28 protein-coding genes are annotated in these 24,356 nt (G+C 66.0%); 6 read left to right on the top strand and 22 right to left on the bottom strand.

The genetic code is table 11. The annotated features are described in order from the left end of the window. Positions 1 to 61: 61 nt before the first annotated feature. Genes lysS through AC3WOH_RS10795 form a run of 3 tightly spaced genes read left to right on the top strand, consistent with a single transcriptional unit; the run spans position 62 to position 3,393 of the window. A complete protein-coding gene (gene lysS, locus AC3WOH_RS10805; protein ID WP_492229352.1) occupies positions 62 to 1,606 on the top strand; it encodes a lysine--tRNA ligase in 1,545 nt (514 codons plus the stop codon). Between the two features lie 49 nt (positions 1,607 to 1,655). Further along, on the top strand, positions 1,656 to 2,684 hold the full coding sequence (locus tag AC3WOH_RS10800) for a GGDEF domain-containing response regulator (protein ID WP_492229351.1): 1,029 nt from the start codon (positions 1,656 to 1,658) through the stop codon (positions 2,682 to 2,684). 40 nt (positions 2,685 to 2,724) lie between these two features. Next, positions 2,725 to 3,393 carry a mechanosensitive ion channel family protein gene (locus AC3WOH_RS10795; RefSeq protein WP_492229350.1) on the top strand — a complete coding sequence of 223 codons (669 nt, stop codon included), beginning with the start codon at positions 2,725 to 2,727 and terminating at the stop codon, positions 3,391 to 3,393. 25 nt (positions 3,394 to 3,418) lie between these two features. Here AC3WOH_RS10795 and nagZ read toward each other — a convergent pair whose 3' ends face one another. From nagZ to lepA, 9 genes are all read right to left on the bottom strand, one after another. Continuing rightward, positions 3,419 to 4,525 (bottom strand): beta-N-acetylhexosaminidase, encoded by a 1,107-nt coding sequence (gene nagZ / locus AC3WOH_RS10790; RefSeq protein ID WP_492229349.1) that lies wholly within the window; start codon positions 4,523 to 4,525, stop codon positions 3,419 to 3,421. Between the two features lie 64 nt (positions 4,526 to 4,589). Continuing rightward, positions 4,590 to 4,985, bottom strand: coding sequence for a holo-ACP synthase (acpS, locus tag AC3WOH_RS10785; RefSeq protein ID WP_492229348.1), 396 nt, complete (start codon positions 4,983 to 4,985; stop codon positions 4,590 to 4,592). Positions 4,986 to 4,997: 12 nt separating this feature from the next. Continuing rightward, positions 4,998 to 5,744 (bottom strand): pyridoxine 5'-phosphate synthase, encoded by a 747-nt coding sequence (locus AC3WOH_RS10780; RefSeq protein WP_492229347.1) that lies wholly within the window; start codon positions 5,742 to 5,744, stop codon positions 4,998 to 5,000. Positions 5,745 to 5,761: 17 nt separating this feature from the next. Continuing rightward, the gene (gene recO / locus AC3WOH_RS10775) at positions 5,762 to 6,520 is read right to left on the bottom strand and encodes a DNA repair protein RecO (RefSeq protein ID WP_492229346.1); all 759 of its coding nucleotides are present in this window, start codon (positions 6,518 to 6,520) and stop codon (positions 5,762 to 5,764) included. A 55-nt stretch (positions 6,521 to 6,575) separates the two neighbouring features. Then, complete coding sequence (era, locus tag AC3WOH_RS10770) at positions 6,576 to 7,568, bottom strand: GTPase Era (RefSeq protein ID WP_492229345.1); 993 nt, start codon at positions 7,566 to 7,568, stop codon at positions 6,576 to 6,578. Next, the gene (gene rnc / locus AC3WOH_RS10765; protein WP_492229344.1) at positions 7,565 to 8,248 is read right to left on the bottom strand and encodes a ribonuclease III; all 684 of its coding nucleotides are present in this window, start codon (positions 8,246 to 8,248) and stop codon (positions 7,565 to 7,567) included. Before rnc ends, era begins: the two co-directional genes overlap by 4 nt. Then, positions 8,248 to 8,613 (bottom strand): DUF4845 domain-containing protein, encoded by a 366-nt coding sequence (locus tag AC3WOH_RS10760; RefSeq protein ID WP_492229343.1) that lies wholly within the window; start codon positions 8,611 to 8,613, stop codon positions 8,248 to 8,250. Before AC3WOH_RS10760 ends, rnc begins: the two co-directional genes overlap by 1 nt. Before the next feature lie 38 nt (positions 8,614 to 8,651). Further along, on the bottom strand, positions 8,652 to 9,629 hold the full coding sequence (gene lepB, locus AC3WOH_RS10755; RefSeq protein ID WP_492229342.1) for a signal peptidase I: 978 nt from the start codon (positions 9,627 to 9,629) through the stop codon (positions 8,652 to 8,654). Further along, entirely contained in the window at positions 9,629 to 11,437 is a 1,809-nt protein-coding gene (gene lepA, locus AC3WOH_RS10750; RefSeq protein ID WP_492229341.1) for a translation elongation factor 4, read from the bottom strand. Before lepA ends, lepB begins: the two co-directional genes overlap by 1 nt. Between lepA and AC3WOH_RS10745 the strand changes: the two genes are divergently transcribed. Next, the gene (locus tag AC3WOH_RS10745) at positions 11,427 to 11,816 is read left to right on the top strand and encodes a hypothetical protein (protein WP_492229340.1); all 390 of its coding nucleotides are present in this window, start codon (positions 11,427 to 11,429) and stop codon (positions 11,814 to 11,816) included. The genes lepA and AC3WOH_RS10745 overlap by 11 nt on opposite strands. A gap of 112 nt (positions 11,817 to 11,928) precedes the next feature. Here AC3WOH_RS10745 and AC3WOH_RS10740 read toward each other — a convergent pair whose 3' ends face one another. The 13 genes from AC3WOH_RS10740 to AC3WOH_RS10680 form a co-directional block, all read right to left on the bottom strand. Beyond that, the gene (locus tag AC3WOH_RS10740) at positions 11,929 to 13,380 is read right to left on the bottom strand and encodes a Do family serine endopeptidase (protein ID WP_492229339.1); all 1,452 of its coding nucleotides are present in this window, start codon (positions 13,378 to 13,380) and stop codon (positions 11,929 to 11,931) included. Between the two features lie 124 nt (positions 13,381 to 13,504). Further along, positions 13,505 to 14,536, bottom strand: a complete 1,032-nt coding sequence (locus AC3WOH_RS10735) for a MucB/RseB C-terminal domain-containing protein (protein WP_492229429.1) — start codon at positions 14,534 to 14,536, stop codon at positions 13,505 to 13,507. An 84-nt stretch (positions 14,537 to 14,620) separates the two neighbouring features. Continuing rightward, the gene (locus AC3WOH_RS10730) at positions 14,621 to 15,274 is read right to left on the bottom strand and encodes a sigma-E factor negative regulatory protein (protein WP_492229338.1); all 654 of its coding nucleotides are present in this window, start codon (positions 15,272 to 15,274) and stop codon (positions 14,621 to 14,623) included. A 58-nt stretch (positions 15,275 to 15,332) separates the two neighbouring features. Beyond that, positions 15,333 to 15,962: an RNA polymerase sigma factor RpoE gene (rpoE, locus tag AC3WOH_RS10725; protein ID WP_184858125.1), complete on the bottom strand. Its 630-nt coding sequence runs from the start codon at positions 15,960 to 15,962 to the stop codon at positions 15,333 to 15,335. A 16-nt stretch (positions 15,963 to 15,978) separates the two neighbouring features. Next, complete coding sequence (locus AC3WOH_RS10720; RefSeq protein ID WP_492229337.1) at positions 15,979 to 16,482, bottom strand: hypothetical protein; 504 nt, start codon at positions 16,480 to 16,482, stop codon at positions 15,979 to 15,981. Between the two features lie 114 nt (positions 16,483 to 16,596). Beyond that, a complete protein-coding gene (fabF, locus tag AC3WOH_RS10715) occupies positions 16,597 to 17,841 on the bottom strand; it encodes a beta-ketoacyl-ACP synthase II (RefSeq protein WP_184858120.1) in 1,245 nt (414 codons plus the stop codon). Between the two features lie 48 nt (positions 17,842 to 17,889). After that, on the bottom strand, positions 17,890 to 18,129 hold the full coding sequence (gene acpP, locus AC3WOH_RS10710) for an acyl carrier protein (protein WP_003058049.1): 240 nt from the start codon (positions 18,127 to 18,129) through the stop codon (positions 17,890 to 17,892). A 103-nt stretch (positions 18,130 to 18,232) separates the two neighbouring features. After that, complete coding sequence (gene fabG, locus AC3WOH_RS10705) at positions 18,233 to 18,982, bottom strand: 3-oxoacyl-ACP reductase FabG (RefSeq protein ID WP_184858118.1); 750 nt, start codon at positions 18,980 to 18,982, stop codon at positions 18,233 to 18,235. After that, the gene (fabD, locus tag AC3WOH_RS10700) at positions 18,979 to 19,929 is read right to left on the bottom strand and encodes an ACP S-malonyltransferase (protein ID WP_492229336.1); all 951 of its coding nucleotides are present in this window, start codon (positions 19,927 to 19,929) and stop codon (positions 18,979 to 18,981) included. Before fabD ends, fabG begins: the two co-directional genes overlap by 4 nt. A 55-nt stretch (positions 19,930 to 19,984) precedes the next feature. Then, complete coding sequence (locus tag AC3WOH_RS10695) at positions 19,985 to 20,962, bottom strand: beta-ketoacyl-ACP synthase III (protein WP_492229335.1); 978 nt, start codon at positions 20,960 to 20,962, stop codon at positions 19,985 to 19,987. After that, on the bottom strand, positions 20,962 to 22,011 hold the full coding sequence (gene plsX / locus AC3WOH_RS10690) for a phosphate acyltransferase PlsX (protein WP_492229428.1): 1,050 nt from the start codon (positions 22,009 to 22,011) through the stop codon (positions 20,962 to 20,964). Before plsX ends, AC3WOH_RS10695 begins: the two co-directional genes overlap by 1 nt. Positions 22,012 to 22,119: 108 nt before the next feature. After that, positions 22,120 to 22,302, bottom strand: a complete 183-nt coding sequence (gene rpmF, locus AC3WOH_RS10685; protein WP_005794249.1) for a 50S ribosomal protein L32 — start codon at positions 22,300 to 22,302, stop codon at positions 22,120 to 22,122. A 97-nt stretch (positions 22,303 to 22,399) separates the two neighbouring features. Continuing rightward, positions 22,400 to 22,951 (bottom strand): YceD family protein, encoded by a 552-nt coding sequence (locus AC3WOH_RS10680; protein WP_492229334.1) that lies wholly within the window; start codon positions 22,949 to 22,951, stop codon positions 22,400 to 22,402. A gap of 25 nt (positions 22,952 to 22,976) precedes the next feature. Between AC3WOH_RS10680 and AC3WOH_RS10675 the strand changes: the two genes are divergently transcribed. Beyond that, positions 22,977 to 23,576: a Maf family nucleotide pyrophosphatase gene (locus tag AC3WOH_RS10675; protein WP_492229333.1), complete on the top strand. Its 600-nt coding sequence runs from the start codon at positions 22,977 to 22,979 to the stop codon at positions 23,574 to 23,576. Continuing rightward, positions 23,573 to 24,352 carry an SAM-dependent methyltransferase gene (locus AC3WOH_RS10670; protein ID WP_492229332.1) on the top strand — a complete coding sequence of 260 codons (780 nt, stop codon included), beginning with the start codon at positions 23,573 to 23,575 and terminating at the stop codon, positions 24,350 to 24,352. Before AC3WOH_RS10675 ends, AC3WOH_RS10670 begins: the two co-directional genes overlap by 4 nt. Positions 24,353 to 24,356: the final 4 nt, after the last annotated feature.

Raw genomic sequence — 24,356 nt, 5'->3', positions numbered from 1 at the left:
ACCGCCACGGCAGCCCCTTACCACGACGCACCACGCGCGCAGCGCATTGACAGCAGCACCTATGTCTGAACAGAACACCCCTCCAGTGCCCCCGGACGACAACAAGCTCATGGCCGAACGCCGTGAGAAGCTCCGCGCCTTGCGCGAAGTGCAGGCCCAGGGCGGCGGCGTGGCCTTCCCCAACAACTTCAAGCCGGCGAACAAGGCGGCCGAGCTGCATGCCACCTATGGATCGACGGATGCAGAAACCCTGGAAGCCAGCCCCGCCACGGTGAGCGTGGCCGGCCGCATGATGCTCAAGCGCGTGATGGGCAAGGCCAGCTTCGCCACGGTGCAGGACGGCTCGCTGGGCGACACCGGCGGCCAGATCCAGCTGTACGTGACGCGCGACGCGCTGGGCGAGGAAGCCTATGCGGCCTTCAAGCACTGGGACCTGGGCGACATCGTGGGTGCCGAGGGCACGACCTTCAAGACCAAGACCGGCGAGCTGTCGATCAAGGTCACGCGCCTGCGCCTGTTGACCAAGAGCCTGCGCCCGCTGCCCGACAAGTTCCACGGCATGGCCGACCAGGAGCAGAAGTACCGCCAGCGCTATGTGGACCTGATCACCGACGAGCAGGCGCGCAAGCGCTTCATCGCGCGCAGCAAGGCCGTGAGCGGCCTGCGCGAGTTCATGGTGGAGCACGGCTTCCTCGAAGTCGAGACGCCCATGCTGCACCCGATCCCGGGTGGCGCCAATGCCAAGCCCTTCGTGACGCACCACAACGCGCTGGAGCAGGAGATGTACCTGCGCATCGCGCCGGAGCTGTACCTCAAGCGCCTGATCGTGGGCGGTTTCGAGCGTGTGTTCGAGATCAACCGCAGCTACCGCAACGAAGGCATCTCGGTGCGCCACAACCCCGAGTTCACCATGATGGAGTTCTACGCGGCGTACTGGAACTACCTGGACCTGATGGACTTCACCGAGACGCTGATCCGCGAGGTGGCCCTGAAGGCCACGGGCTCGCTGCAGCTGACCTACCAGGGCCGCGCGGTGGACCTGTCGCAGCCCTTCGCGCGCCTGACCATCCGCGAAGCCATCTTCCAGTACACCGAGGCCGGCGCCCATGTGGACGATGCCGCCTGGCTCATCAGCGCGCTCAAGAAGCTGGGCCTGAACGAGGAGAAGGACAAGCTGTCCACCCGTTCGCTGGCCAGCCTGCAGGTGCTGTACTTCGAGGAGACGGTGGAAGACAAGCTGTGGCTGCCCACCTTCATCATGGAGCACCCGACCGAGATCTCGCCGCTGGCGCGCGCCAACGACACCCGCCCCGAGGTGACCGAGCGCTTCGAGCTGTACATCACCGGGCGCGAGTTCGGCAACGGCTTCAGCGAGCTCAACGACGCCGAGGACCAGGCTGCGCGCTTCCATGCCCAGGTGGCCGCCAAGGACAGCGGTGACGACGAGGCCATGTTCTACGACCACGACTTCGTGCGCGCCCTGGAATACGGCATGCCCCCCACGGGCGGCTGCGGCATCGGCATCGACCGCCTGATGATGCTATTGACCGATAGCCCCAGCATCCGCGACGTGATACTGTTCCCTGCACTGCGCCGGGAGTCCTGAGCAACCGGCTGCCGCCTGCCTTTTTGGAAAGCCGCACCAAGGAGTCACCGTGCCATCCACTCCCAGCAGCGCCCCCTACCCCGGCGAGGGGGCATCGCGCAACAGCTTCTCGGTGCTGGTGGTCGAGGACCAGAATTCGGTGCGCGCGGCCCTGGTGGCCGAGTTGCGGCAGGCCGGGGTGGCCAAGATCTTCGAGGCCCCCGAGGGCACGGCGGCGCTGCACCTGTTCAAGGCCCAGCGCCCGGACCTGGTGCTGCTCGATATCAAGCTGCCCGGCAAGGACGGCTACTGGGTGGCCCAGCAGATGCGCGAGAGCGAGGCCGGGGACTGGACGCCCATCATCTTCCTGTCGGGGCTGGACAACGAACTCGACGTCTGGCGCGGCATCGAGGTGGGAGGCGACGACTACCTGGTCAAGCCCGTGCGGCCCATCGTGCTGATGGCCAAGCTGCGTGCCATGCAGCGCCTGCTGGACATGCGCCGGCGGCTGGTGTCGGTGTCGGCCGAGCTGCATGTGGCCAACCAGCGCCTCAACGAGATGGTGGAGGTGGATTCCCTCACGGGCCTGGTGAACCGCCGCGGCTTCGACCGCATGCTGCACAACGAGATCCTGTCGGCCCGGCGTGACGGAACGCCGCTGACGCTGATGCTCTGCGACCTGGACCATTTCAAGCGCTTCAACGACGCCAGCGGGCATGTGCAGGGGGATTCCTGCCTCAAGGACGTGGGCCGGCTGCTGCGCGAAGTGTGCGTGCGGCCGCGCGACGTGGCCTCGCGCTATGGTGGCGAGGAGTTCGCGCTGATCCTGCCCAACACCCCGCGCTCCGGCGCCATGACTTTTGCGCGCGCGCTGGGGCAACTGCTCAAGGTGCGTGGCGTGGCCCACCCGGATTCTCCGCTGGGCGATACGCTGACCCTGTCGGGCGGCATCACCACCTGCGTGCCCGATGACAGCACCAATGCCGAGAGCATGATCATGCGCGCCGACCAGGCGCTGTACGCTGCCAAGGCCCAGGGCCGCAACCGCTTCTTCAGCTTCGAGATGCAGATGGACACCGTGGAGCAGTTGCGCGGCTGATGGCGATTTTTGTTGTTCCGGAGCCTCGCGCTCTTTTCCCATGGCCACCACTGGTCTGCATGCTTTGAAGACACGTCTGCCCGACTGGGTGCAGGACTGGCTGGAGGTCATCGTGCCCGGCCTGCAGATCCTGCTGATCATTTTCGTCGCCTGGATGCTGCAGCGCCTGCTGCGCCGCCTGGTCGCACGCGCCGCCGCCCACTACCAGTTGCCCGATGAGCTGCTGGTGCCCATCAAGGGCCTGATCCGCTGGATCCTCGTGGCCAGCGCCTTCCTGCTGGTGCTCGAACGCATGGGGGTATCGGCCACGGTGCTGTGGACCGCCCTCACCGGCTTTGCCACGGTGGGTGCGGTGGCCTTCTTCGCGGCCTGGAGCGTGCTGTCCAACCTGTTCTGTGCACTGCTGATCTTCACGGTGCGGCCGTTCCGCGTGGGCGATTACATCGAGGTGCTGGACACGGCCGAGAAACCCGGCGCCAAGGGCCGGGTGGCGGACATCAACCTGCTGTACACCACGCTCGAAGACCACCTGCACACGGGCCCCGAGGGCACCTGGCTGCAGATCCCCAATGCCCTGATCTTCCAGCGCGTGATCCGGCGCTGGCGCGGGCCGCCCCCCGCCCCGGTGGAAGCGGCGGCGCCGGTGGTGCCCACTCTGCCGGCCGCCGCCCTGGTGCAGGAATCTCCGCCCGCTACGCCTGCGCCCTGAACCGAACCAGGGCTGCGGCGCATCCTCAGGGAAGCAGGTCCAGAGCCTGCAGGTAGGCGGGCTGGTACATGAGGTCATCCCAGGCCTGGGGGATGGTTTCGGGCAGCAGCGCGATGCGGCGTGATTCGCTGTCCACGCTGGGCTGCCAGCGGCCCTGGACCCGGGCCTCGGCCAGGCCGTCGAGCAGTTCGTCCACGGCCTTGCCATCGCCCACGCTCTGGTTGCACAGCAGCACCAGGTCGCAACCGGCCTCCAGCGCCGCGAGCGCACCATCGGTGTAGCTGACCAGCTGACCGTCCAGGCGGCGCGCGCCCTCCATGCTCAGGTCGTCGCTGAAGATGGCGCCGGCGAAGCGCATCTCGCGGCGCAGGATGTCCTGCAGCCAGCGCTTCGAAAAGCCTGCCGGCCGGCTGTCCACCTTGGGGTAAATGACATGGGCGGGCATGACGCTGGTGAGCGTGGTGCTGAGCCAGGGGTACGGGGCGGCGTCGTCGGCCAGGATGGCCTTCTTGCTGCGCGTGTCCACGGGCACCTCGGTGTGCGAGTCGGCACGCACGAAACCATGGCCGGGAAAGTGCTTGCCGCAATTGGCCATGCCGGCCTGCAGCAGGCCGTGCATGAGGCTCTTGGCCAGCAGGGCCACGACGCGCGGATCGCGGTGGAAGGCACGGTCGCCGATCACGCCGCTGCGCGAGCTGGCTTCGTCCTGCCAGTCGAGGTCGAGCACCGGGGTGAAGGAGAAGTCCACGCCACAGGCGCGCAGTTCGGTGCCCAGCACATAGCCCGCGGCCGTGGCGGCATTGGTGGCCCGCAGGGCGCCGCTGCCAGGAACTGCCTTGGCACCCTTGCCATCGTCCATCCACAGCTCGCCCAACGCACGCATGGGCGGCAGGTGGGTAAAGCCATCGGTGCGAAAGCGCTGCACGCGACCACCCTCGTGGTCTACGCAGATCAGCAGGTCGTCGCGCACGGCCTTGATGGCGCTGGTCAGGCCCAAGAGCTGGGCGCGGTTCTCCCAGTTGCGGGCAAACAGGATGACCCCGCCGGTGAGCGGGTGGGCCAGGCGGCGTCGGTCGTCGGCGCTCAGGGAGGTGCCGGCCACATCGAGAATAACGGGTGCGTGTTCGGTCATGCGTTGCTGGAAAGAAAGGGGGGATGGGAAAGGTGGGCGCACCAGGGCGGGCCGCCCGCCGGGATCAGGGCGCCTTTTCGACGACGCAGAAGCTGGCCGCGTAGTCGGTCTCGTCGGTCACGCTCAGGTGGGCCGTAAGGCCGCGCTCCTCGAACCATGCCTTGAGCGCGCCGTGCAGCACGATCACGGGCTGGCCCGAGGCGAGTTTGGCAACCTCGCAGTGGCGCCAGGTCATGGGCATGCGCATGCCGAGGCCGATGGCCTTGCTGAAGGCTTCCTTGGCGGAAAAGCGCGTGGCTAGGTAGCGCAGGCCGCGGTCGGGCCAGCGGGCCGTGCGCGCACGCCAGGTGGCGAGCTCGCCTTCGGACAGCACCTTCTCGGCAAAGCGGTCGCCGTGGCGCTCCAGGCTGGCCTTGATGCGGCGCACGTCGCAGATGTCGGTGCCGATACCGTAGATCATCGGTAGCAGCGCTCAGGCGGCGTCAATGCAGGCGTTGTAGGCCTGCACCGTGGCGGCGTAACCCAGCTCCAGCGCATCGGCGATCAGGGCATGGCCGATGGAGACTTCGAGCAGGCCGGGCACCCCGCGCACAAAGGCGGTGAGGTTGTCGCGGTTGAGGTCGTGGCCGGCATTGACGCCCAGTCCGGCATCCAGGGCGGCCTGGGCGGCGGCACGGTAGCGCTCCAGCTGCACGGCCTGGTCCGGCGTGCCCCAGGCGGCCGCGTAGGGCTCGGTGTAGAGCTCGATGCGGTCAGCGCCCACGGCCTTGGCAGCCGCCATGGCTTCGGGCGTGGGGTCCATGAACAGGCTCACGCGCACACCCAGGGCCTTGCATTCGGCAACCAGGGGCGCCAGACGCTCGGCGTCCTGCGGAAAGCTCCAGCCGTGGTCGCTGGTGAACTGGTCTTCGCTGTCGGGCACGAAGGTCGCCTGGTGCGGGCGCACCTGGCGGATGAAGTCCATCAGGTTCTGCGAGGGGTTGCCCTCGATGTTGTATTCGCGCTCGGGCCAGGCCTTCATGAGCTCGGCCAGCTCGTACACGTCGTGGCGGCGGATGTGGCGCTCGTCCGGACGCGGGTGCACGGTGATGCCCCGGGCACCGGCCTCAAGGCACAGCGCGGCCGCGCGTGTGACGCTGGGGATACCCAGGTGGCGCGTGTTGCGCACCAGGGCGACCTTGTTGACGTTGACGGACAGGGCGGTGCGGTGTTGTGCCATGGAGGGAATGGAAGTCGTCAAAGGGACTGCAGGTCCATCATGAGCTGGCGGGTGCGCAGCGTGGGACTGCCGCAATGGTATTGCAAGAGCGCCCGGAGCTGGGGCTTGAGCTCGGCGGCCACGGGTGCGCAGGCGCGCAGCGTGGCGGTGTAGCCGGTGTCGAGCGCGGCCTGCAGCGCCGTCCACCCGCTTCCTGGAAGGGCAACCCGGTCGCCCGACGAGGCAGCCCGCAAGCCCCCTTCGGCCACCAGGATGTAGCGCGTACCAGCGCGCAAGGGCTCGAAGGTCATGGTCTCGGCGTCCAGGCTGGGCAAGAGGCCGATCTCGCGCAGCAGCAGCAGCTCGAAGCTGCGCAGCACAGGCTCCAGCGCATCGCCATGCTCGCTGGCGAGCACGCGCACCACGCCGGCGTAGGCATCGAACAGCGCCGTGTGCGCGTCGGCCCGGGCAAGCAGGCGCAGCAGCAATTCGTTGAGGTACATGCCCGAGAGCAGGGCATCGCCCGTGGGCATGACATGCCCACCCACCCATTCCGCCCCCTTGAGGGTGTGGATGTCGGCCGTGCCGTCGCCCGAGAGCGTATAGGTGAGCATGAGGGGCTGCAGGGGCAGCAGCACCGGTCGGAAGTTGGAGGTGGGCTTCTTGGCGCCCTTGGCGACCAGGGCCACGCGGCCCTGGCGGCGGCAGAACACCTCCAGGATCAGGCTCGATTCGCTCCAGTCGTAGCTGTGCAGCACGAAGGCAGGCTCATCGGAGATGCGCTTGGCGACGGCCATGGCTACGCCTCAGCCGGTCAGGCACGGCAGCACGGACACACCGGCGCCCATGCCCTCACTCGTAGCCGAAGGAGCGCACGCGCGCTTCGTCGTCGGCCCAGCCGGAGCGCACCTTGACCCAGAGCTCCAGGAAGACCTTGGCGTCCATGAGCTTTTCGAGCTCCTGGCGCGCCTCGGTGCCGATGCGCTTCAAGCGCTCGCCCTTGTCGCCGATGACCATCATCTTGTGGTTGTCGCGCTCGACCACGATGGTGGCCGCGATCTTGACCAGGCGCTTGTGCTGCTTGCTGGCCTCTTCCTCGAACTTGTCGACCACCACCGTGGAGGTGTAGGGCAATTCGTCGCCGGTGAAGCGGAACAGCTTTTCGCGCACGGTCTCGCTGGCGAGGAATTTCTCGCTGCGGTCGGTGAGCTCGTCCTCGCCATACCACCAGCCCTGCTCGGGCAGGTACTTGGCACAGATGTCGAACAGGCGCTCGATATCGCCCTTGTTCTTGGCCGACATGGGCACGAACTCGGCAAACGGGTGGCGCTCCTGCATGCTCTTGAGCCAGGGGGCCAGTTCGGCGCGGCGGTTCACCATGTCGAGCTTGTTGGCCACCAGCAGGGTCGGAATGCCGGGCTTGAACAGGGACAGCACCTTGGCGTCGGCCAGGGTGAAGTTGCCGGCCTCCACGACGAAGAGGATCAGGTCCACGTCGCCGATGGCGCCCATCACGGTCTTGTTGAGCGACTTGTTGAGGGCCGTGGCGTGCCGGGTCTGGAAGCCCGGCGTGTCGACGAAGACGAACTGTGTGAGGTCGCGCGTGCGGATGCCGGTGATGCGGTGGCGCGTGGTCTGCGCCTTGCGCGAGGTGATGCTAATCTTCTGGCCCACCAGGGCGTTGAGCAGCGTGGACTTGCCCACGTTGGGCTTGCCCACGATGGCGATCACACCGCAGCGCTGGCCCTCCACCGAAGCGGGGGCGCGCGCGGCGGCCAGCATCGCCTCGAGATCGTCGGGCGACTGGCCGGCAATGCCTGCCGGATCGTTGGTGGCTTCGTTCATATCTTCTTTGCTTTCAGTGTGGCCAGCATGGCGGCAGCCGCAGCCTGCTCGCCCGCCCGGCGGGAACCCCCGATGCCGCGCTCGGTCAGGCCCAGTTCGGTAATCTCGCACTCGACGTCAAAGGTCTGGCGGTGCGCCGCCCCCACGGTGGCCACGACGGCATACTGCGGAAGCTTCATTTTGCGGCCCTGCAGCCACTCCTGCAACGCGGTCTTGGCATCCTTGGAGGCCGCCTGCATCTGCGGATTGATCTCGACCCCCTGGTAGAGGCGGTGCACCAGCGCCTCGGCGGGTCCATAGCCGGCGTCGATGAAGACGGCACCGATCAGCGCCTCCACGGCATCGGCCAGGATGGAGGGGCGCTGCTGACCGCCGGACTTGGACTCCCCCTCGCCCAGGCGCAGCACCTCGGAGACGCGCAAGCGCAGGGCCAGCTGGTGCAAGGTGTCCTGCTTGACCAGATTGGCACGCACCCGGGAGAGATCGCCTTCCGGCAACGAACCCAGCCGCTGGTACAGCAGGCTGGCGACTGCCAGGTTCAGGACGGAGTCGCCGAGAAACTCCAGCCGCTCATTGTGGTCGGCCGAAAAGCTGCGGTGCGTGATCGCACGCTGCAACAGGGAAGCATCGGAGAAAGGATGCTGCAGGCGGTCCTGCAGCGCAAGAAGACTGGGAGGCACTACTTGGTCTGTCCCTCAAAGCGGTAAACCAGGAACGCGGGGCCAGCCAGGGGGATTTCGCGCGAGTACTTGAAGCTCACGACGGTCTTGTCTCCACGTTTGGTGACCTCGAGATCCTTGCCTTGAACTGAGCTGATGTTGTCGATGGCTCCGGCTCGATCAAAAGCCCCCCGAATCCCCGAGACCGTTGTCTCTTCCCTGGCTGCCTTGGTTGCCGCCTTGTTGATCGCCTGGTACTCCAGGAAGATCGGGATGGACTGCCCGCCAATGGCGAACGCCGCCACGCAGAACAGGCCGATGAAAATCACCCCGATGAAGGACAGGCCACGCTGGCGCGAACGGCTGGCAAAACGATGGGTATGCATGCTCTCCCCTCTCAATGTTGGTGGAAATGGGCGATCGGTCAGTGGAACGGTCCGATGCGCTTGAGATTACCGAAATTCATCCAGACAAAAAAGGCCTTGCCGACAATGTTGGCGTCCGGCACGAAACCCCAGTAGCGGGAATCCAGCGAATTGTCGCGGTTGTCCCCCATCATGAAATAGTGGCCTTCGGGCACCTTGCAGACGACACCTTCGACACTGTAGCGGCAGTTGTCGCGGTAGGCAAAGTTCGTGGCACCCTGGATGAATGCAGGAACCTCGGGATTGTTCAGCAGCCGGTGGGGCTTGCCGTCCACCTGCTCCTCCAACTGCTTGAAGTAGCGCATGGTGTCTTCCTCGAAGAAGTCCGGTGCGTTCGTGGTGGGCACGGCCTGGCCATTGATCGTGAGGCGCTTGTTCAGGTAGGCCACCTCATCCCCGGGCACGCCGATCACGCGCTTGATGTAGTCGAGGTTGGGCTGGGGCGGGTAGCGGAAGACCATCACATCACCGCGCACCGGCTTGTTGCCCTCGATGATCTTGGTGTTGATCACCGGCAGGCGCACGCCATAGGTGAACTTGTTCACCAGGATCAGGTCGCCCACCAGCAGGGTCGGGATCATCGAGCCCGAGGGGATCTTGAAGGGCTCGAACAGGAAGGAGCGCAGCACGAAGACGGCGGCGATCACCGGGAACAGGCCGGCGGTCCAGTCCAGCCACCAGGGCTGCATGAGCAGGCGCCCCTGGGCTTCCTGCACGTCCACATCCACCTTCTGGATGCCCATGCGGTCCAGCTCGGCCCGGCGCTGCACGGCCGCGTCCTCGATCGCCTGGGCCGCGCGGCGGCGCTGGGGCAGGAAGTACAGGCGTTCGGCCAGCCAGAAAGAGCCCGTGACCACCGTGGCCAGGAACAGCAGCAGCGCAAAATTGCCCTCGATGAGGCCGAAGTACCAGGAGCCCATGTAGCCGACGAAGGCCGCCAGGATGGCCGCCGTGAGAATTTGCATGAACTGCTGCATCAATCTTCCACCTGCAAAATGGCGAGGAAGGCCTCCTGGGGCACCTCGACCGAACCGATCTGCTTCATCCGCTTCTTGCCTGCCTTCTGCTTTTCCAGCAGCTTGCGCTTGCGGGTGATGTCACCGCCATAGCACTTGGCCAGCACGTTCTTGCGCAGCGCCTTGATGGTCTCGCGCGCAATGATGTTGGCACCGATGGCGGCCTGGATGGCCACGTCGTACATCTGGCGGCTGATGATCTCGCGCATCTTGCCGACCACGGCCCGGCCACGGTACTGCGACTGCGAGCGGTGCACGATGATGGACAGGGCGTCGACCTTGTCGCCGTTGAGCAGGATGTCCACCTTGACCACGTCGGACGGGCGGTACTCCTTGAACTCGTAGTCCATGGACGCATAGCCGCGCGAGACCGACTTGAGCTTGTCGAAGAAGTCCAGCACGATCTCGCCCAGCGGCATGTCGTAGGTCAGCATGACCTGGCGGCCGTGGTAGGCCATGTTGATCTGCACGCCGCGCTTCTGGTTGGCCAGCGTCATCACCGGGCCCACATAGTCCTGGGGCATGTACAGGTGCACCGTGACGATGGGCTCGCGGATCTCCTCCAGCCGGCCCTGGTCGGGCATCTTGGACGGGTTCTCGACCATGAGGATCTCGCCGTCGGCCTTCACGACCTGGTAGACCACGCTCGGCGCGGTGGTGATCAGGTCCTGGTCGAATTCGCGCTCCAGGCGCTCCTGCACGATCTCCATGTGCAGCAGGCCCAGGAAGCCGCAGCGAAAGCCGAAGCCCAGCGCCTGGCTGACCTCGGGCTCGTAGTGCAGCGAGGCATCGTTGAGCTTGAGCTTTTCCAGCGCGTCGCGCAGCGAGTCGTACTCGCTGGCCTCGGTCGGGTACAGGCCGGCGAACACCTGCGGCTGGATTTCCTTGAAGCCCGGCAGCGCTTCCTCGGCCGGGCCCGCGTTGTTGGGCAGCTTCTTTTCGAGCGTGATGGTGTCGCCCACCTTGGCGGCCTGCAGCTCCTTGATGCCGGCGATGATGTAGCCCACCTGGCCGGCATCGAGCGAGTTGCGCGGCTCGTTGGCGGGCGTGAACACACCCAGGTTGTCCGCGTTATACACAGCCCCCGTGGCCATCATCTTGATGCGCTCGCCCTTGAGCAGGCGGCCATCGACCACACGCACCAGCATCACCACGCCGACGTAGCTGTCGAACCAGCTGTCGATGATCATCGCGCGCAGCGGACCATCGGCATTGCCGCGCGGCGCGGGCACCTTGGCCACGATGGCTTCGAGGATCTCATCGATGCCCATGCCGGTCTTGGCCGAGCAAGGGATGGCATCGGTCGCATCGATGCCGATCACGTCCTCGACCTCGGCCTTGGCGTTGTCGGGATCGGCGTTGGGCAAGTCCATCTTGTTGAGTACCGGCACCACTTCCACACCGAGGTCCAGCGCGGTGTAGCAGTTGGCCACGGTCTGTGCCTCCACACCCTGCGACGCATCGACGACGAGCAGCGCGCCCTCGCATGCAGACAGGGAGCGGCTCACCTCGTAGGAGAAGTCCACGTGGCCCGGCGTGTCGATCAGATTGAGGTTGTAGACCTGCCCATCACGCGCCTTGTACTGCAGCGCAGCGGTCTGCGCCTTGATGGTTATCCCACGTTCTTTTTCGATGTCCATCGAGTCCAGAACCTGGGCCTCCATATCGCGGTCTGCAAGGCCGCCGCATCGCTGGATCAGGCGGTCGGCCAACGTCGACTTGCCATGGTCGATGTGCGCAATGATGGAAAAATTTCTGATGTGGTTCATCAACGGGAAGCGTCAAGTAATTGAATTAAAACGGCGCGCACAAGAAAAAAGGGCGCGTCGAGTGGCGACGCGCCCTGAACCAACAATCATTGGCAACTGCGATAGTTGGATCTTCATTGTAGGCAAAAAGCGTGTCGAGAGCAGCCCGGCACTGGCAGGAAAAGGGTCGTTGCCTGACTGCAACAGGGATTTTATACACAGTTTATTCACAGATCCAGACCCCATGCCGATGAACAACTTGTGGGTGAGCTGTGGATCAGCTGTGCATGAGCCCGAAGCATCCCGCATGGTGGAGCAGGAGCCGTTCAATATGCATATAACAGTTGAACAGACCCCTGCATTCTATCGAAACTGGTTGATGTCCTACCTCAAAAGTTAGCGAGAACTAACCTCTCAATTTTTTTTCGGGTGGCAGATGGGCACCGGTTCCGGGGTGGTTTTTTCGGAAAACCCCAGCGCAACCAGAGGGAATACCCCGGGGGACGCCGCACTCAGCGCAGTGCGCGGATCACCGCATACTGGGTCCACTCGCCGCGGCGATAGAGCACGCTCAAGGCCTTGCTCTTGTCCGCCTTGGACACCACCGCCTCGAAGTCCTTGAGGCCTGTGATCTCCGCATTGGCCACCGACAGGATCACATCGCCCTCGCGCAGGCCGGCGCGCGCAGCGGCATCGGTGGCCGACGCCACGGCCACCCCGCCCTTGAGCTTGAGCTCCTTTTTCTGGGCGTCGGTGAGCTCGAGCACGGACAGGCCCAGTTGCTGGGCGGCCGCCGAGGCCTTGGGCTTTTCCTCGCGTTCCACCGCCTTGGCCACCGGCTTGTTGTCGGGCTCGATCTCGGCAACCGTCACCTGGAGGTCCCGCGCACTGCCGCGGCGGAACACCGTGATGGAGCTCTTGGTCCCCGGCTTGGTATTGCCCACCAGGCGTGGCAGGTCGGCCACCTTCTCGATGGGCTTGCCATCGAAGCGCGTGATGATGTCACCCGCCTCGATGCCCGCCTTGTCCGCTGGCGAACCCGACTCCACGCCCGTCACCATCGCCCCTTGGGCCTTGCCCAGGCCGATGGTCTCGGCCACATCCTTGCTCACATTGCCGATCTGCACGCCGATGCGGCCGCGCGTCACACGGCCCGAGGTGCGCAGTTGCTCGCTGACGCGGATGGCCTCGTCCATCGGAATCGCGAACGAGATGCCCATGAAGCCGCCCGAGCGCGAGTAGATCTGGCTGTTGATACCGACCACTTCACCGCGCATGTTGATCAGGGGCCCGCCGGAATTGCCGGGATTGATCGCCACATCGGTCTGGATGAAGGGCAGGTAGTCGCCGGTGTCGCGCGCCTTGGCGCTCACGATGCCGGCCGTCACGCTGTTTTCCAGGCCGAAGGGCGAGCCGATGGCCATGACCCATTCACCGACCTTGAGGCGGCTCACATCGCCCACCTTCACGGCCGGCAAGCCCGCGGCCTCGATCTTCACCACGGCCACATCGGTGCGCTTGTCGGCCCCCACGACGCGGGCCTTGAATTCGCGCTTGTCGGTCAGCGTCACGATGACCTCGTCGGCGCCATCGATCACATGGGCATTGGTCATCACGAAGCCATCGGCCGTGAGGATGAAGCCGGAGCCCACGCCGCGCGGCTGCGCCTCCTCGTCCTGCTGGGGCCGCTGGGGACGCTGCTGGCGCGGCATGTTGGGGATGGGCACGCCGAAGCGGCGGAAGAATTCCAGCATCTCCTCGTCCATGCCGTTCGCGCCCGAGCGGTCCGAGGCCTTCTCGCGCGTGCGGATGTTCACGACCGAAGGACCGACCTGGTCCACCAGATCCGTGAAGTCCGGCAGGCCCCGCACCACCGCGGATTGCGCCATCGCCACACCCTGGGGCAGCACGGCCACGCTGGCCACCGTTGCCACCATGCCCGACATGGCCAGGGCGCGCAACATACTCCAATCAAACTTGGACATCATCGACCTTTCATGAAATGTGGGGAATGCCAAAAATCTGTCACTGCATGGGAAGGCAGGGGCGGCAAATGGTTCCCGAAACCCACCCCTGCGCAGGACGGGCTCAGCGCGCGCGCTCCAGCGCCCCCACGAACAGGCGCAGCGTCTGCATGGGGACCTCACCCACCGCAGTCACCCAGGCATCGGATGCCATGCGCTGGCCCATCATCTGCGTGGCGCCCACGCTGGCCAACTGGCCCTGCGTGCCGTGCCGCTTCACATCAAAGGGTTCGATGAACAGCGACACCGTCGCCAGGCCATCGGAATACAGGCACTGCAGCACCGGCGGCGCTTCGGCAGCCCCCGCAGCTGCCAACCGGCGATGGCAGCTCTGGGGCACGAAGCCAGCCACCGGCTGCTTCAACCGCCACCCCTCCTCCAGCGCCGTGGTCTTGGCCGCGGCGGGAGCAATCACCTTGTAGCCCGACACATCGTCCATCATGCGCGCGAGCTTGTCCATGGACACGGCAGCGTTGAGATCGAGCTCGGAGAACGCGGCCTGCTCCAGCACCCTGCCGTCCGCCGCCAGGGTCTGCATCTTGACCACCAGGCCGGACTCCCTTTCGCTCCAGATGCGGTAGCCGAAACGCAGGGGGTCAAGCGGCTTGAACCACACCACGTCCGCATCCAGACCGGCAACGCGCTCCTGGCCGAGCACCTGGGCCTCGTAGTGCCTGGCCAGCGAGGTGCCCTGCACCGAGGGCAGCTGCGGGAACAGCCCGCGCGCATCCCCCCGCTCCGTGCGCACGGTGCGCTCCTCGGGCAGGAAGGTGCGCACCTCGTCATTGCGCCGAAAGACCTTGCGCGGCGTGCCGCTCAGGCCATCCACGCGCTCCAACTGCTGCTTGCCATCGCAGGCATTCCAGATGCGCGAGCTGAACATGGCCCCCGAGGACGACAGCACCACGAACGTGCCGACATAGGAGCGCTTGCGCGGCGCCTGGTGCATGCGCTCGATCCACTGGGCGACATCCCTGGCAGGGGTCACCACCGACATCGGCGGCAGCGCGGAGGCCTGCGGCACCTGCGCGGGCTGGGCCTGCGCACTCGCCACGCCCCCCAGGGCAGCGCATGCCCAGCAGGCCACGCTTGCCATCCAGCGGCGCCACCGCATGCGTTCCATGGCCCCCACAAGGGCAAGATCAGGCATCAATCCCATTCCCCAGGCAAGCGGCGGCTCTCAGCGGTTGGGCGAAGCAAAGGTGGCGTTGCGCAGAAAGCCCGCAGGCATCTGCAGCGCAGATGTGCTGCCAAACTGCTTGTGGGCGGCCAGCAACTCGTCCAGGCGCGGGTCGCGGATCATGACCTGCTGCCCCTCGTTGTCGGCCACAGCCACCAGGGGTGCGGATGGCGCCACGCCCTGGGGAGCCTGCGAAGCCTGGATCACCGGCGCCCCGGCGGACGCCAGCTGCGCGCCAGGCGCCCCACGCCCGCCCTGCAGCGCGCCGACGGACGACCACCCGATGGCCGCCACGGCCGCCAGGGACGCCACGCCGGCCACCATCTTCCAGCGGAAAACCGACGCATTGGCGGCCGGCGCCTCGGCCTCGCCCACCACCGCCAGCGCTGGCTCCGGAGCCAGGGCCACAGGGCGCTGCACCGGCACCTCCTGGGCCATCTGCTCGCGCAGGCGCGACAGCAGCAGGTTGCTGCCATCGGCACGCGCCAACTCGTTCGAGCGCAGGACATCCCCTACTAGGTGGTAGAGCTGCCAGGTGGCCAGGCCTTCGTCGTCATCCGTGCAGGCCATGGCATCCGCAAATGCATCGCCATGCAGCTGGCCATCGGCCAGTGCCGAAATCTGTTCGCGCTTTGTCGTCACATCATTGTTCATGGTTTCACCTGCATATCCGCCGCCAGACACTGCTTCGCCCTTGCCATCCACCGCACCATCACCACCGCTTGCCCGTCTGGTTTTCCAGCATCGGGCGCACGCGGGCTGAAATCGCCTCCCGCGCACGGAAAATACGCGACCGCACCGTGCCGATGGGGCAGCCCATGGCAGCAGCGATCTCTTCGTAGCTGAGCCCCTCGATCTCGCGCAGCGTCACGGCCTGGCGCAAATCCTCGGGCAGCGCCTCCATGGCGGCATTCACCGCCTGGGCGATTTCATTGGCCGCCAGCACCGTTTCAGGGGTCTCGTCGCTGGTTAGTTCGTGTCCGACACGAGAAGTTTCATCTTCGTCATCCGCCCCCCTGAGGGCGTTTTCCGTCACCACCGGATTGCGCTTCATGTCCATCAGCGCCTTCTTGGCCGTGTTGACGGCGATCCGGTAGAGCCAGGTGTAGAACTGGGCATCCCCGCGGAACTGGTGCAGGGCCCGGTAGGCCCGGATGAAGGTTTCCTGCGCAATGTCCTGGATGATGTCCGTATCGCGCACCATGCGGCCGATCAGGCGCTCGATGCGGCGCTGGTACTTGACGACCAGCAGCTCGAACGCCCGCTGGTCGCCCGCCACCGTGCGCTCCACCAGTTGGAGATCGCTGTTGTCGGGTGTGGGAGGCGGCGTTTGGGCGGTCATCAAATTGGGGGGTTCTTCACGCCAGTCGGCTGTGGATCGGTGCGGGCGCTGCAGCACCCGCGGCGCCCGTTCCGGCGCGCGAATATACCGCACGGCGCAGATCAGGCCAGCGCTCGGGCTGCTGGCGGCACTCCAGCCACAGCCAGGTGCGCCCCTGACCGGCGGCAGCCTGGACACAGACCCACAGGTGGCCCTGCAGGTCCCACTGCACCTCGGGCGCACCGTGCAAGGGCATCGGCGAGCTTCCCGGCAAGCGGCCGTCCAGCCACCATTGCTGGCCATCCCAGTGCAGCTCTCCGCACCACTGGCGGTACCACCAATGCCAGGCAGCCGCCACAGCAAGCAACCAGGAGGCCGCACCGGCAAGGGCGGACACGGTGTTCTGCGCCGTACCCAGCAGCCACCAGGCCAGCAATGCCACCCCGGCGAGCAGCGCCACTGCAGCCAACACACCCCCGACAGCAGGGCTGCGCCGCACCGGATAGCGCACCGCCGGAGCCTGGCGTGCCATGGAGTTCATGGAAGAAAAGGGGAAGGCCGGGGCATCATCGCCCCGCAGTTTGCCGCAAATCGCCTGCCGGCATGCGCTGCAGCCCCCAGGACAGGGGCCCGGCGCGCAGACAGGGGCCGGTCATCAGACCCGCTTGAACACCAGGGAGCCGTTGGTCCCGCCGAAGCCGAAGTTGTTCTTGAGCGCATAGTCCATCTTCAGATCCCGGGCCGTGTTGGCGCAGTAATCGAGATCGCACTCGGGATCCTGGTTGAACAGGTTGATGGTCGGCGGCACCTTCTGGTGGTGCAGCGCCAGCACGGTGAACACGCTTTCGATCCCGCCCGCGCCGCCCAGCAGGTGGCCCGTCATCGACTTGGTGGAGCTGACCACCGTCTTGTAGGCGGCATCGCCCAATGCCGCCTTGATGGCATTGGTTTCATTGAGGTCGCCCAAGGGGGTGGACGTACCGTGTGCATTCAGGTAGCCCACATCCCCGGGGTTGATGCCGGCGTTGCGCATGGCGCTGATCATGGCGCGGCGCGGGCCGTCCATGTTCGGCGCCGTCATGTGGCCGGCATCGGCGCTCATGCCAAAGCCGCTGAGCTCGGCATAGATCTTGGCACCGCGGGCCTTGGCATGTTCGTATTCTTCCAGCACCAGCACGCCTGCGCCCTCGCCGAGCACGAAGCCATCGCGGTCCTTGTCCCAGGGGCGCGAGGCCGTCTTGGGGTCGTCGTTGCGGGTGGACAGTGCACGCATCGCGGCAAAGCCGCCAATGCCCAGGGGAGACACCGTGGATTCCGCACCACCGGCGATCACCACGTCGGCGTCACCGTACTCGATCATGCGGCCACCTTCGCCGATGCAGTGCAGGCCCGTCGTACAGGCCGTCACCACCGACAGGTTCGGCCCCTTGAAGCCAAAACGCATGGACACATGGCCCGCCACCATGTTGATGATGGATGCCGGCACGAAAAACGGCGTGATGCGCCGTGGTCCGCGGTTGGTCAGCTCGGCATGGGTGTCCTCGATCAGCGGCAGGCCTCCGATTCCGGAGCCGATCACGCAGGCAATGCGCGTGGCGAACTCGTCGTCCAGCGCCTCGCCGGTGGGCAGGCCTGCATCCTGCACGGCCTGCGCCGCCGCGGCGATGCCGAAATGGATGAAGGTGTCCATCGAGCGCGCATCCTTGGCGCTGATGTACGACTCCAGGTCAAGCCCCTTGACCTCCCCTGCAATCTTGCAGGCAAAGTTCGACGCGTCGAACTTGGTGATGAGGTCAATGCCGGAATTTCCAGCGAGGACATTGGCCCAGGCATCGGCCACCGTGTTGCCCACGGGGCTGACGCAACCCAGGCCGGTCACGACAACGCGACGACGGCTCATGCGTAAAAACCTTCTGCTGATCGCTCAAGTCAGGCGCAGTGCGCCGACTCAGGCCTTCTGGTGGGTGTTGGCGTAATCGATGGCGTTTTGCACCGTCGTGATCTTCTCGGCGTCTTCGTCAGGGATCTCGATGCCGAACTCGTCTTCCAAGGCCATCACCAGTTCCACCGTGTCGAGCGAGTCGGCACCGAGGTCTGCCACGAAGGCCTTTTCATTGGTGACTTGGGACTCTTCCACACCGAGTTGTTCGGCAATGATTTTTTTGACGCGTGCTTCGATATCGCTCATGGTTTCCCTCTGGGGGTTGTGAATGAATCCGCGATTCTAGCCGCTTAAGGTAAAGCCCCTCAGCAGCCCGCCGTCCGGATGAACCGGCGTTATCTTTCAACAATTACATGTACATGCCGCCATTGACATGCAACTCCTGGCCGGTCACATAGCCTGCCTCGCGCGAAGCGAGGTAGGCGACCGCGTGTGCGATGTCCGAAGGCTTGCCCAGATGGCCCAGCGCGATCTGCGTCTGCAGGGCCTTTTGCTGCTCTTCGGGCAGGCCGGCGGTCATGTCGGTCTCGATGAAGCCAGGGGCCACGCAGTTCACCGTGATGCTGCGGCTGCCCAGCTCGCGCGCCAGTGCGCGCGTCATGCCGGCCACGCCGGCCTTGGCCGCCGCATAGTTGGCCTGGCCTGGATTGCCCGATGCCCCCACCACGCTGGTGATGCTGATGATGCGGCCAAAGCGCTGCTTCATCATGGGCCGGATGGCCGCACGGCTGACGCGGAACACCGCCTTGAGGTTGGTGTCCAGCACGGCATCCCAGTCGTCGTCCTTCATGCGCATGGCCAGGGTGTCGCGCGTGATGCCGGCATTGTTCACCAGCACGTGCAGGCCGCCTTGCTGCTTGACGATGGCATCGATGGTCGCCTCGATGGCCGCGCCATCGTTCACATTCAGGTTGACCCCCTTGGAGCCGGGGTAGGCCGACAGCGCGGCCGAGATGCGCGCAGCACCATCGTCCGTGGTGGCCGTGCCGATGACCTGGTAGCCGCGCACGGCCAGCTCCAGCGCGATCGCCGCACCAATGCCGCGCGATGCCCCGGTGACCAGGGCCACCTGGGCGGCTTGTTGAACAGATTCCGTCATGCCAGCAACTCCCGTGCTTCGGCCAGCGAGGCCGTATCAAATACTGCCGCACCGACCAGTTCGGGGTCGATGCGCTTGGTCAGGCCCGCCAGCACCTTGCCGGGGCCGCACTCCACGATGTGCGTCACGCCGCGTGCCTTGAGCGCCTGCACGCACTCCACCCAGCGCACAGCACCGAAGGCCTGGCGGTACAGGGCCTCGCGGATGGCATCGGCATCGCTGCGCACGGCCACGTCCACGTTGTTGACCACCGGGATGGCGGGGGCGGCCAGGGACACACCGGCCAGCGCCTCGCGCAGCTTTTCGGCCGCGGGCTTCATCAGGCTCGAATGGAAAGGCGCCGAGACCGGCAGCGGCAGCGCGCGCTTGGCGCCGCTGGCCTTGAGCACCTCGCAGGCCTTGTCGACAGCCGCCTTGGTGCCCGCAATCACGGTCTGGATGGGATCGTTGAAATTCACCGCCTCCACCACCTCGGAGGTACCCGGCCCGAAAGAAGCCGCAGCTTCGGCGCAACCCGCGATGACCTTGGATGCCTCCATGCCCAGGATGGCCGCCATGGCACCCGTGCCCACGGGCACGGCCTCCTGCATGGCGGCCGCACGCAGGCGCACCAGGGGCGCGGCCTGCGCCAGCGTGAGCACACCCGACGCGACCAGCGCAGAGTACTCGCCCAGCGAGTGGCCCGCCAGGGCCACCGGCGCCGCACCACCCTCGGCATTCCAGACGCGCCAGGCGGCCACACCAGCCACCAGCATCACCGGTTGCGTGTTGGTGGTCAGGGCCAGCGCCTCCTTGGGGCCTTCCTTGATCAGCTGGGCGACGTTCTCGCCCAGCGCGTCGGATGCTTCGCGCAGGGTCTCGGCCACCACGGGGTGGTCACCCCAGCCATCGAGCATGCCGACCGACTGCGAACCCTGCCCGGGAAAAACAAATGCAAATGACTTCATGCCAGCACAGATAGAAAGAGGGAATGGAATTCTGCCAACCGCCCAACGCGGCCGGCTAGAACTTCAGGAGCACGGCACCCCAGGTGAAGCCGCCGCCCACACCTTCGAGCAGCAGCGTCTGGCCTTTCTTGACCTGGCCGCTGCGCACACCATGGTCCAGCGCCAGGGGAATGGAGGCCGCGGACGTATTGCCATGCTGGTCCACGGTGACCACCACCTTGTCCATGGGCAGCTTGAGCTTGCGCGCCGTGCCCTGCATGATGCGGATGTTGGCCTGGTGGGGAATGAGCCAGTCCACATCGGCTTCGGCCAAACCCGCCTTGGCCAGCACGGCATGGGCCGCCTTCTCCAGCACCCCCACGGCCAGCTTGAACACCGCCTGCCCATCCATCTTGAGCAACGGGTCACCGAGCACATTGCCACCCGAGACATTGCCCGGCACGCACAGGATGCCGACATGCTTGCCATCGGCATGCAGGTCGCTCGACAGGATGCCCGGCGTCTCGGACGCCTCCAGCACCACGGCGCCAGCGCCGTCACCAAACAGCACGCAGGTGGTGCGGTCCTTGAAATCCAGGATGCGGCTGAACACCTCGGCACCGACCACCAGCGCGCGGTTCGCGGCGCCCGTCTGGATCATGGAGTCGGCCACCGACAGTGCGTAGACAAAGCCGCTGCACACCGCTTGGACGTCGAACGCCGGGCAGCCATTGGCGCCCAGCTTGTTCTGCAGGATGCAGGCCGTCGAGGGAAACACCATGTCCGGCGTGGACGTGGCGACGATGATCAGGTCGATGTCCTGGGCCTGCAGGCCCGCGGCCTGCAAGGCATTGCGGGCCGCCTCGAAACCCAGGTCGCTGGCCGCCACGTCGGGCGCAGCGAAATGGCGCGCCCGGATCCCTGTGCGCTCGACGATCCACTCGTCCGAAGTTTCGATGCCGTCACGGGCCAGCAGGTCCACGAAGTCGGCATTCGTGAGCCGGCGCGGTGGCAGATAGCTGCCAGTGCCGGTGATGCGGGAATAGCGTCTCATTAATGTGTCGTCGCCGCCGCGGGCCTGGGCTGGGCATCGGCAGGGGCCAGGAGAGGCGCCGCGTGCGCAATCCGGGTCCGGACACGGTCAAGCAGGTTGTTGCGGGCTGCATCATACGCCCGGTTCAAGGCCTGCTCGAAGGCCATGGCATCGGCCGAGCCATGGCTCTTGAACACTAGCCCGCGCAGCCCGAGCAGGGCCGCGCCGTTGTAACGCCGGTAGTCCATGCGCGTCATGAGTGCCTTTAGCACCGGATAGGCAATGATGGCGGCAGCTTTGGTGAAGATGTTGCGAGAAAACTCATTCTTGAGCCCCCCGATCACCATGGCAGCGACACCTTCGCTGGCCTTGAGCGCCACGTTGCCGACAAATCCGTCACAGACCACGATGTCCACCGTGCCCTTGAAGATGTCATTGCCCTCGACGTTGCCATAGAAATTGAGGTCACCCGCCTCGGCAGCAGATCGCAGCAGTTCGCCGGCTTTCTTGATGACTTCGCTGCCCTTGATGATTTCTTCACCAATATTGAGCAAGCCGACGGTGGGCTCGCCGCCATCGCGCAAGGCCGACACCAGGGCGGAGCCCATGACGGCAAATTGCAGCAGGTGCTCGGCCGAGCAGTCCACATTGGCCCCCAGGTCCAACACCGTGGTGGCACGCCCTTCGTTGTTGGGCAACTGGGTGGCAATGGCAGGCCGGTCGATGCCGTCCAGGGTCTTGAGCAGGTAGCGCGCAATGGCCATCAGGGCGCCAGTATTGCCAGCCGAGACGGCCGCGGCCGCCGTGCCATCCTTGACCTGCTGGATGGCCACACGCATGGAAGAGTCTTTTTTGCGGCGCAAGGCCACCTCGACCGGATCATCCATGGCCACCACCTCGGTGGCAGGGACGATGGTGGCACGGTCATGCGAAAAATCGTGCAGGCTGTCCGCCAGACCGACCAGCAGCAAGCGGGCGTCCGGGTGATTGCCAAGGAACTGACGGCACGCCGCGAGCGTGACGCGGGGGCCATGGTCGCCCCCCATGCAGTCAACAGCCAGTGTGATCATGGGCGACTTGTCCAACCCACTGACAGGGCCGGAAGATGGATACAACGGTCAAAACAAAGGCCCGCGCTACAAATTCAGTAGCAACGGGCCTTTGAGGGGTATTGAAGCTTAGGCTTCAGACTTGTTCTTGAGCACCTGGCGGCCGCGGTAGAAGCCGTTGGGGCTGATGTGGTGGCGCAGATGGGTTTCGCCGGTGGTGGGTTCCACAGCAATGCCCGGCACATTCAGGGCATTGTGCGAACGGTGCATACCGCGCTTGGAGGGGGACTTCTTGTTTTGCTGAACGGCCATGATGGCTCCTGGTCTTAAATAGGTTGGTAAATACGCGATGGGCCCATAGAAGACACGAGGGGATTCGCGCGAAGCCCTCGATTATAGCCCAAACGGTTCAGTGCTTCCTAGTGACCTTTTTGAGGCCCGCCAGCGCCGCAAAAGGATTGGGCTTGTCCGCGTTCGCCTCCTCGAAGTCCTCGTCCGACGATGCCAGCGGCACGGCCGTGGGGCACTCCTCATGCTTGGGCACCACGGGCAGCGCCATGAGCAGCTCGTCCTCGATCAGCTCGTGCAGGTCGAACTCGCGGCTCATGGCCAGCAGGTCTTCCTCGCTCTCGTCGTCCAGGGCCTCGGCCGTGGCTTCGTCGGCCACGAAACGGAAGGACCGGTCCACCTCCAGAGGCACGTCCACCGGCGTGAGGCAGCGCTGGCATTCCATGGGAAAGGTGGCGCGCACCTTGAGCACAAGCCACACCTGGCTGGCGCCCCCCAGCGCCGTGCGCACTTCGCCCTGGGCCTGCCAGTCCACCAGCAGGTCGGGATGCAGCCCCCGGGCCTCCTGGGCCAGGCGCTCGTACTTCAAAAGGGAATCATGGCCGGCCAAGCGCGCGCCTGCCAAAGCAAAGGCCTTGACGTCGAGCCGGTCCACGGAGAATTCCTTGGTCATGGCGGCAGTGTAAGAGAATCAGCGAATGCATCAATCCCCCGCCCCGCAACGCCCTGTGGTATTGGGCTCCACCTCGCGCTACCGCCGTGAGCTGTTGTCCCGCCTGAACCTGCCGTTCGAGGTCGCTTCGCCCGACGTGGACGAGACCCCCGCCCCCGGTGAAGCCCCCCGCGATCTGGCCCTGCGCCTGGCCCTGGCCAAGGCCCGCGCAGTCGCCGCACAGCACCCCGAGGCTGTGGTCATCGGCTCCGACCAGGTGGCCGACCTCGCCGGCCAGCCCCTGGGCAAGCCCGGCACCCACGAGCGCGCCGTGCAGCAGCTGCGCCAGATGCGCGGGCAGACCGTGATTTTCCAGACCGCCGTGGCCACCGTCTGCCAGGCCAGCGGCTTCGAGCAGGTGGACATCGCCCCCGTGGAGGTGCGCTTTCGCGACCTGTCGGACGAAGAGATCGAGCGCTACCTGCGCGCCGAGCAGCCCTATGACTGCGCCGGCAGCGCCAAGAGCGAGGGCCTGGGCATCGCCCTGCTCGACGCCATCCACAGCGACGACCCCACGGCCCTCATCGGCCTGCCGCTGATCCGCACCTGCCGCATGCTGCGCGCCGCCGGGGTGGTGCTGCCATGAGCACCGCCACCCCCGGCACGCTGTACCTGGTCCCTGCGCCGCTCGACTTCGGCTGCGAGACCGAGGTGCCCCTGCAAGAGGCCCTGCCCGACGGCACCTTGCGGCAGGCGGCCCGGCTCACCCACTGGGTCTGCGAAAACGCCAAGAGCACCCGCGCCTACCTCAAGCGCATCGACGCCCTGCACCCGCTGGCGGTGCCGCTGCAGCAGCAACAGATCACCGAGTTGCCGCGCGAGGTGCACAAGAAAGGCGACCATGGCGACAAGGGCTCGGCCAGCTTCGACGCCAAGCCCCTGCTGGCCCCCGCGCTGCTCGGCCATTCCCTGGGCCTGGTCAGCGAGGCCGGCATGCCCGCCGTGGCCGACCCAGGCTCATCGGTGGTACGCGCCGCGCACGACCTGGGCATCCCTGTCGTCCCGCTCGTGGGCCCGGTGTCGCTGCTGCTCGCCCTGGCGGCGAGCGGCCTCAATGGCCAGGGCTTTGCCTTTGCCGGCTACCTGCCCCAGGATGGGCAGGAGCGCACGCAGCGCATCCGCGAGCTCGAATCCCTGGCCCTCAAGACCGGCCAGACCCAACTCTTCATCGAAACGCCCTACCGCAACCCCGCCCTGTGGCAGGCCCTGGTGCAGACCCTGCAGCCCCACACCCGCCTGGCGCTGGCCAGCGGCCTGACACTGCCCAGTGCCCAGATCCGCAGCCAGCTGGTGCGCCAGTGGCGCGCCCAGCCCCTGGTGCCCAGCAACCGCACCCCCATCGTGTTTGCCCTGGGCCGCTGAGTCC

It is taken from the genome of Acidovorax sp. FW305-C-20-28 (assembly GCF_058783375.1).
The sequence above is the reverse complement of the archived record's forward strand: the minus strand, read 5'-3'. Positions and strand labels throughout refer to the sequence as shown.

What these genes read in the sequence shown, in the direction of transcription:
- AC3WOH_RS10675 (WP_492229333.1), top strand. Translation starts at nt 22,977, where the DNA reads ATGCATCAATCCCCCGCCCCGCAACGCCCTGTGGTATTGGGCTCCACC.
- plsX (WP_492229428.1), bottom strand. Translation starts at nt 22,011, where the DNA reads ATGATCACACTGGCTGTTGACTGCATGGGGGGCGACCATGGCCCCCGC.
- fabD (WP_492229336.1), bottom strand. Translation starts at nt 19,929, where the DNA reads ATGAAGTCATTTGCATTTGTTTTTCCCGGGCAGGGTTCGCAGTCGGTC.
- lepB (WP_492229342.1), bottom strand. Translation starts at nt 9,629, where the DNA reads ATGCAGCAGTTCATGCAAATTCTCACGGCGGCCATCCTGGCGGCCTTC.
- rpmF (WP_005794249.1), bottom strand. Translation starts at nt 22,302, where the DNA reads ATGGCCGTTCAGCAAAACAAGAAGTCCCCCTCCAAGCGCGGTATGCAC.
- lepA (WP_492229341.1), bottom strand. Translation starts at nt 11,437, where the DNA reads ATGAACCACATCAGAAATTTTTCCATCATTGCGCACATCGACCATGGC.
- AC3WOH_RS10795 (WP_492229350.1), top strand. Translation starts at nt 2,725, where the DNA reads ATGGCCACCACTGGTCTGCATGCTTTGAAGACACGTCTGCCCGACTGG.
- nagZ (WP_492229349.1), bottom strand. Translation starts at nt 4,525, where the DNA reads ATGACCGAACACGCACCCGTTATTCTCGATGTGGCCGGCACCTCCCTG.
- recO (WP_492229346.1), bottom strand. Translation starts at nt 6,520, where the DNA reads ATGGCCGTCGCCAAGCGCATCTCCGATGAGCCTGCCTTCGTGCTGCAC.
- rpoE (WP_184858125.1), bottom strand. Translation starts at nt 15,962, where the DNA reads ATGACCGCCCAAACGCCGCCTCCCACACCCGACAACAGCGATCTCCAA.
- AC3WOH_RS10680 (WP_492229334.1), bottom strand. Translation starts at nt 22,951, where the DNA reads ATGACCAAGGAATTCTCCGTGGACCGGCTCGACGTCAAGGCCTTTGCT.
- fabF (WP_184858120.1), bottom strand. Translation starts at nt 17,841, where the DNA reads ATGAGCCGTCGTCGCGTTGTCGTGACCGGCCTGGGTTGCGTCAGCCCC.
- acpP (WP_003058049.1), bottom strand. Translation starts at nt 18,129, where the DNA reads ATGAGCGATATCGAAGCACGCGTCAAAAAAATCATTGCCGAACAACTC.
- acpS (WP_492229348.1), bottom strand. Translation starts at nt 4,985, where the DNA reads ATGATCTACGGTATCGGCACCGACATCTGCGACGTGCGCCGCATCAAG.
- AC3WOH_RS10760 (WP_492229343.1), bottom strand. Translation starts at nt 8,613, where the DNA reads ATGCATACCCATCGTTTTGCCAGCCGTTCGCGCCAGCGTGGCCTGTCC.
- AC3WOH_RS10695 (WP_492229335.1), bottom strand. Translation starts at nt 20,962, where the DNA reads ATGAGACGCTATTCCCGCATCACCGGCACTGGCAGCTATCTGCCACCG.
- AC3WOH_RS10735 (WP_492229429.1), bottom strand. Translation starts at nt 14,536, where the DNA reads ATGGCAAGCGTGGCCTGCTGGGCATGCGCTGCCCTGGGGGGCGTGGCG.
- AC3WOH_RS10780 (WP_492229347.1), bottom strand. Translation starts at nt 5,744, where the DNA reads ATGGCACAACACCGCACCGCCCTGTCCGTCAACGTCAACAAGGTCGCC.
- AC3WOH_RS10670 (WP_492229332.1), top strand. Translation starts at nt 23,573, where the DNA reads ATGAGCACCGCCACCCCCGGCACGCTGTACCTGGTCCCTGCGCCGCTC.
- AC3WOH_RS10720 (WP_492229337.1), bottom strand. Translation starts at nt 16,482, where the DNA reads ATGAACTCCATGGCACGCCAGGCTCCGGCGGTGCGCTATCCGGTGCGG.
- lysS (WP_492229352.1), top strand. Translation starts at nt 62, where the DNA reads ATGTCTGAACAGAACACCCCTCCAGTGCCCCCGGACGACAACAAGCTC.
- AC3WOH_RS10740 (WP_492229339.1), bottom strand. Translation starts at nt 13,380, where the DNA reads ATGTTGCGCGCCCTGGCCATGTCGGGCATGGTGGCAACGGTGGCCAGC.
- AC3WOH_RS10745 (WP_492229340.1), top strand. Translation starts at nt 11,427, where the DNA reads ATGTGGTTCATCAACGGGAAGCGTCAAGTAATTGAATTAAAACGGCGC.
- AC3WOH_RS10730 (WP_492229338.1), bottom strand. Translation starts at nt 15,274, where the DNA reads ATGAACAATGATGTGACGACAAAGCGCGAACAGATTTCGGCACTGGCC.
- era (WP_492229345.1), bottom strand. Translation starts at nt 7,568, where the DNA reads ATGAACGAAGCCACCAACGATCCGGCAGGCATTGCCGGCCAGTCGCCC.
- fabG (WP_184858118.1), bottom strand. Translation starts at nt 18,982, where the DNA reads ATGACGGAATCTGTTCAACAAGCCGCCCAGGTGGCCCTGGTCACCGGG.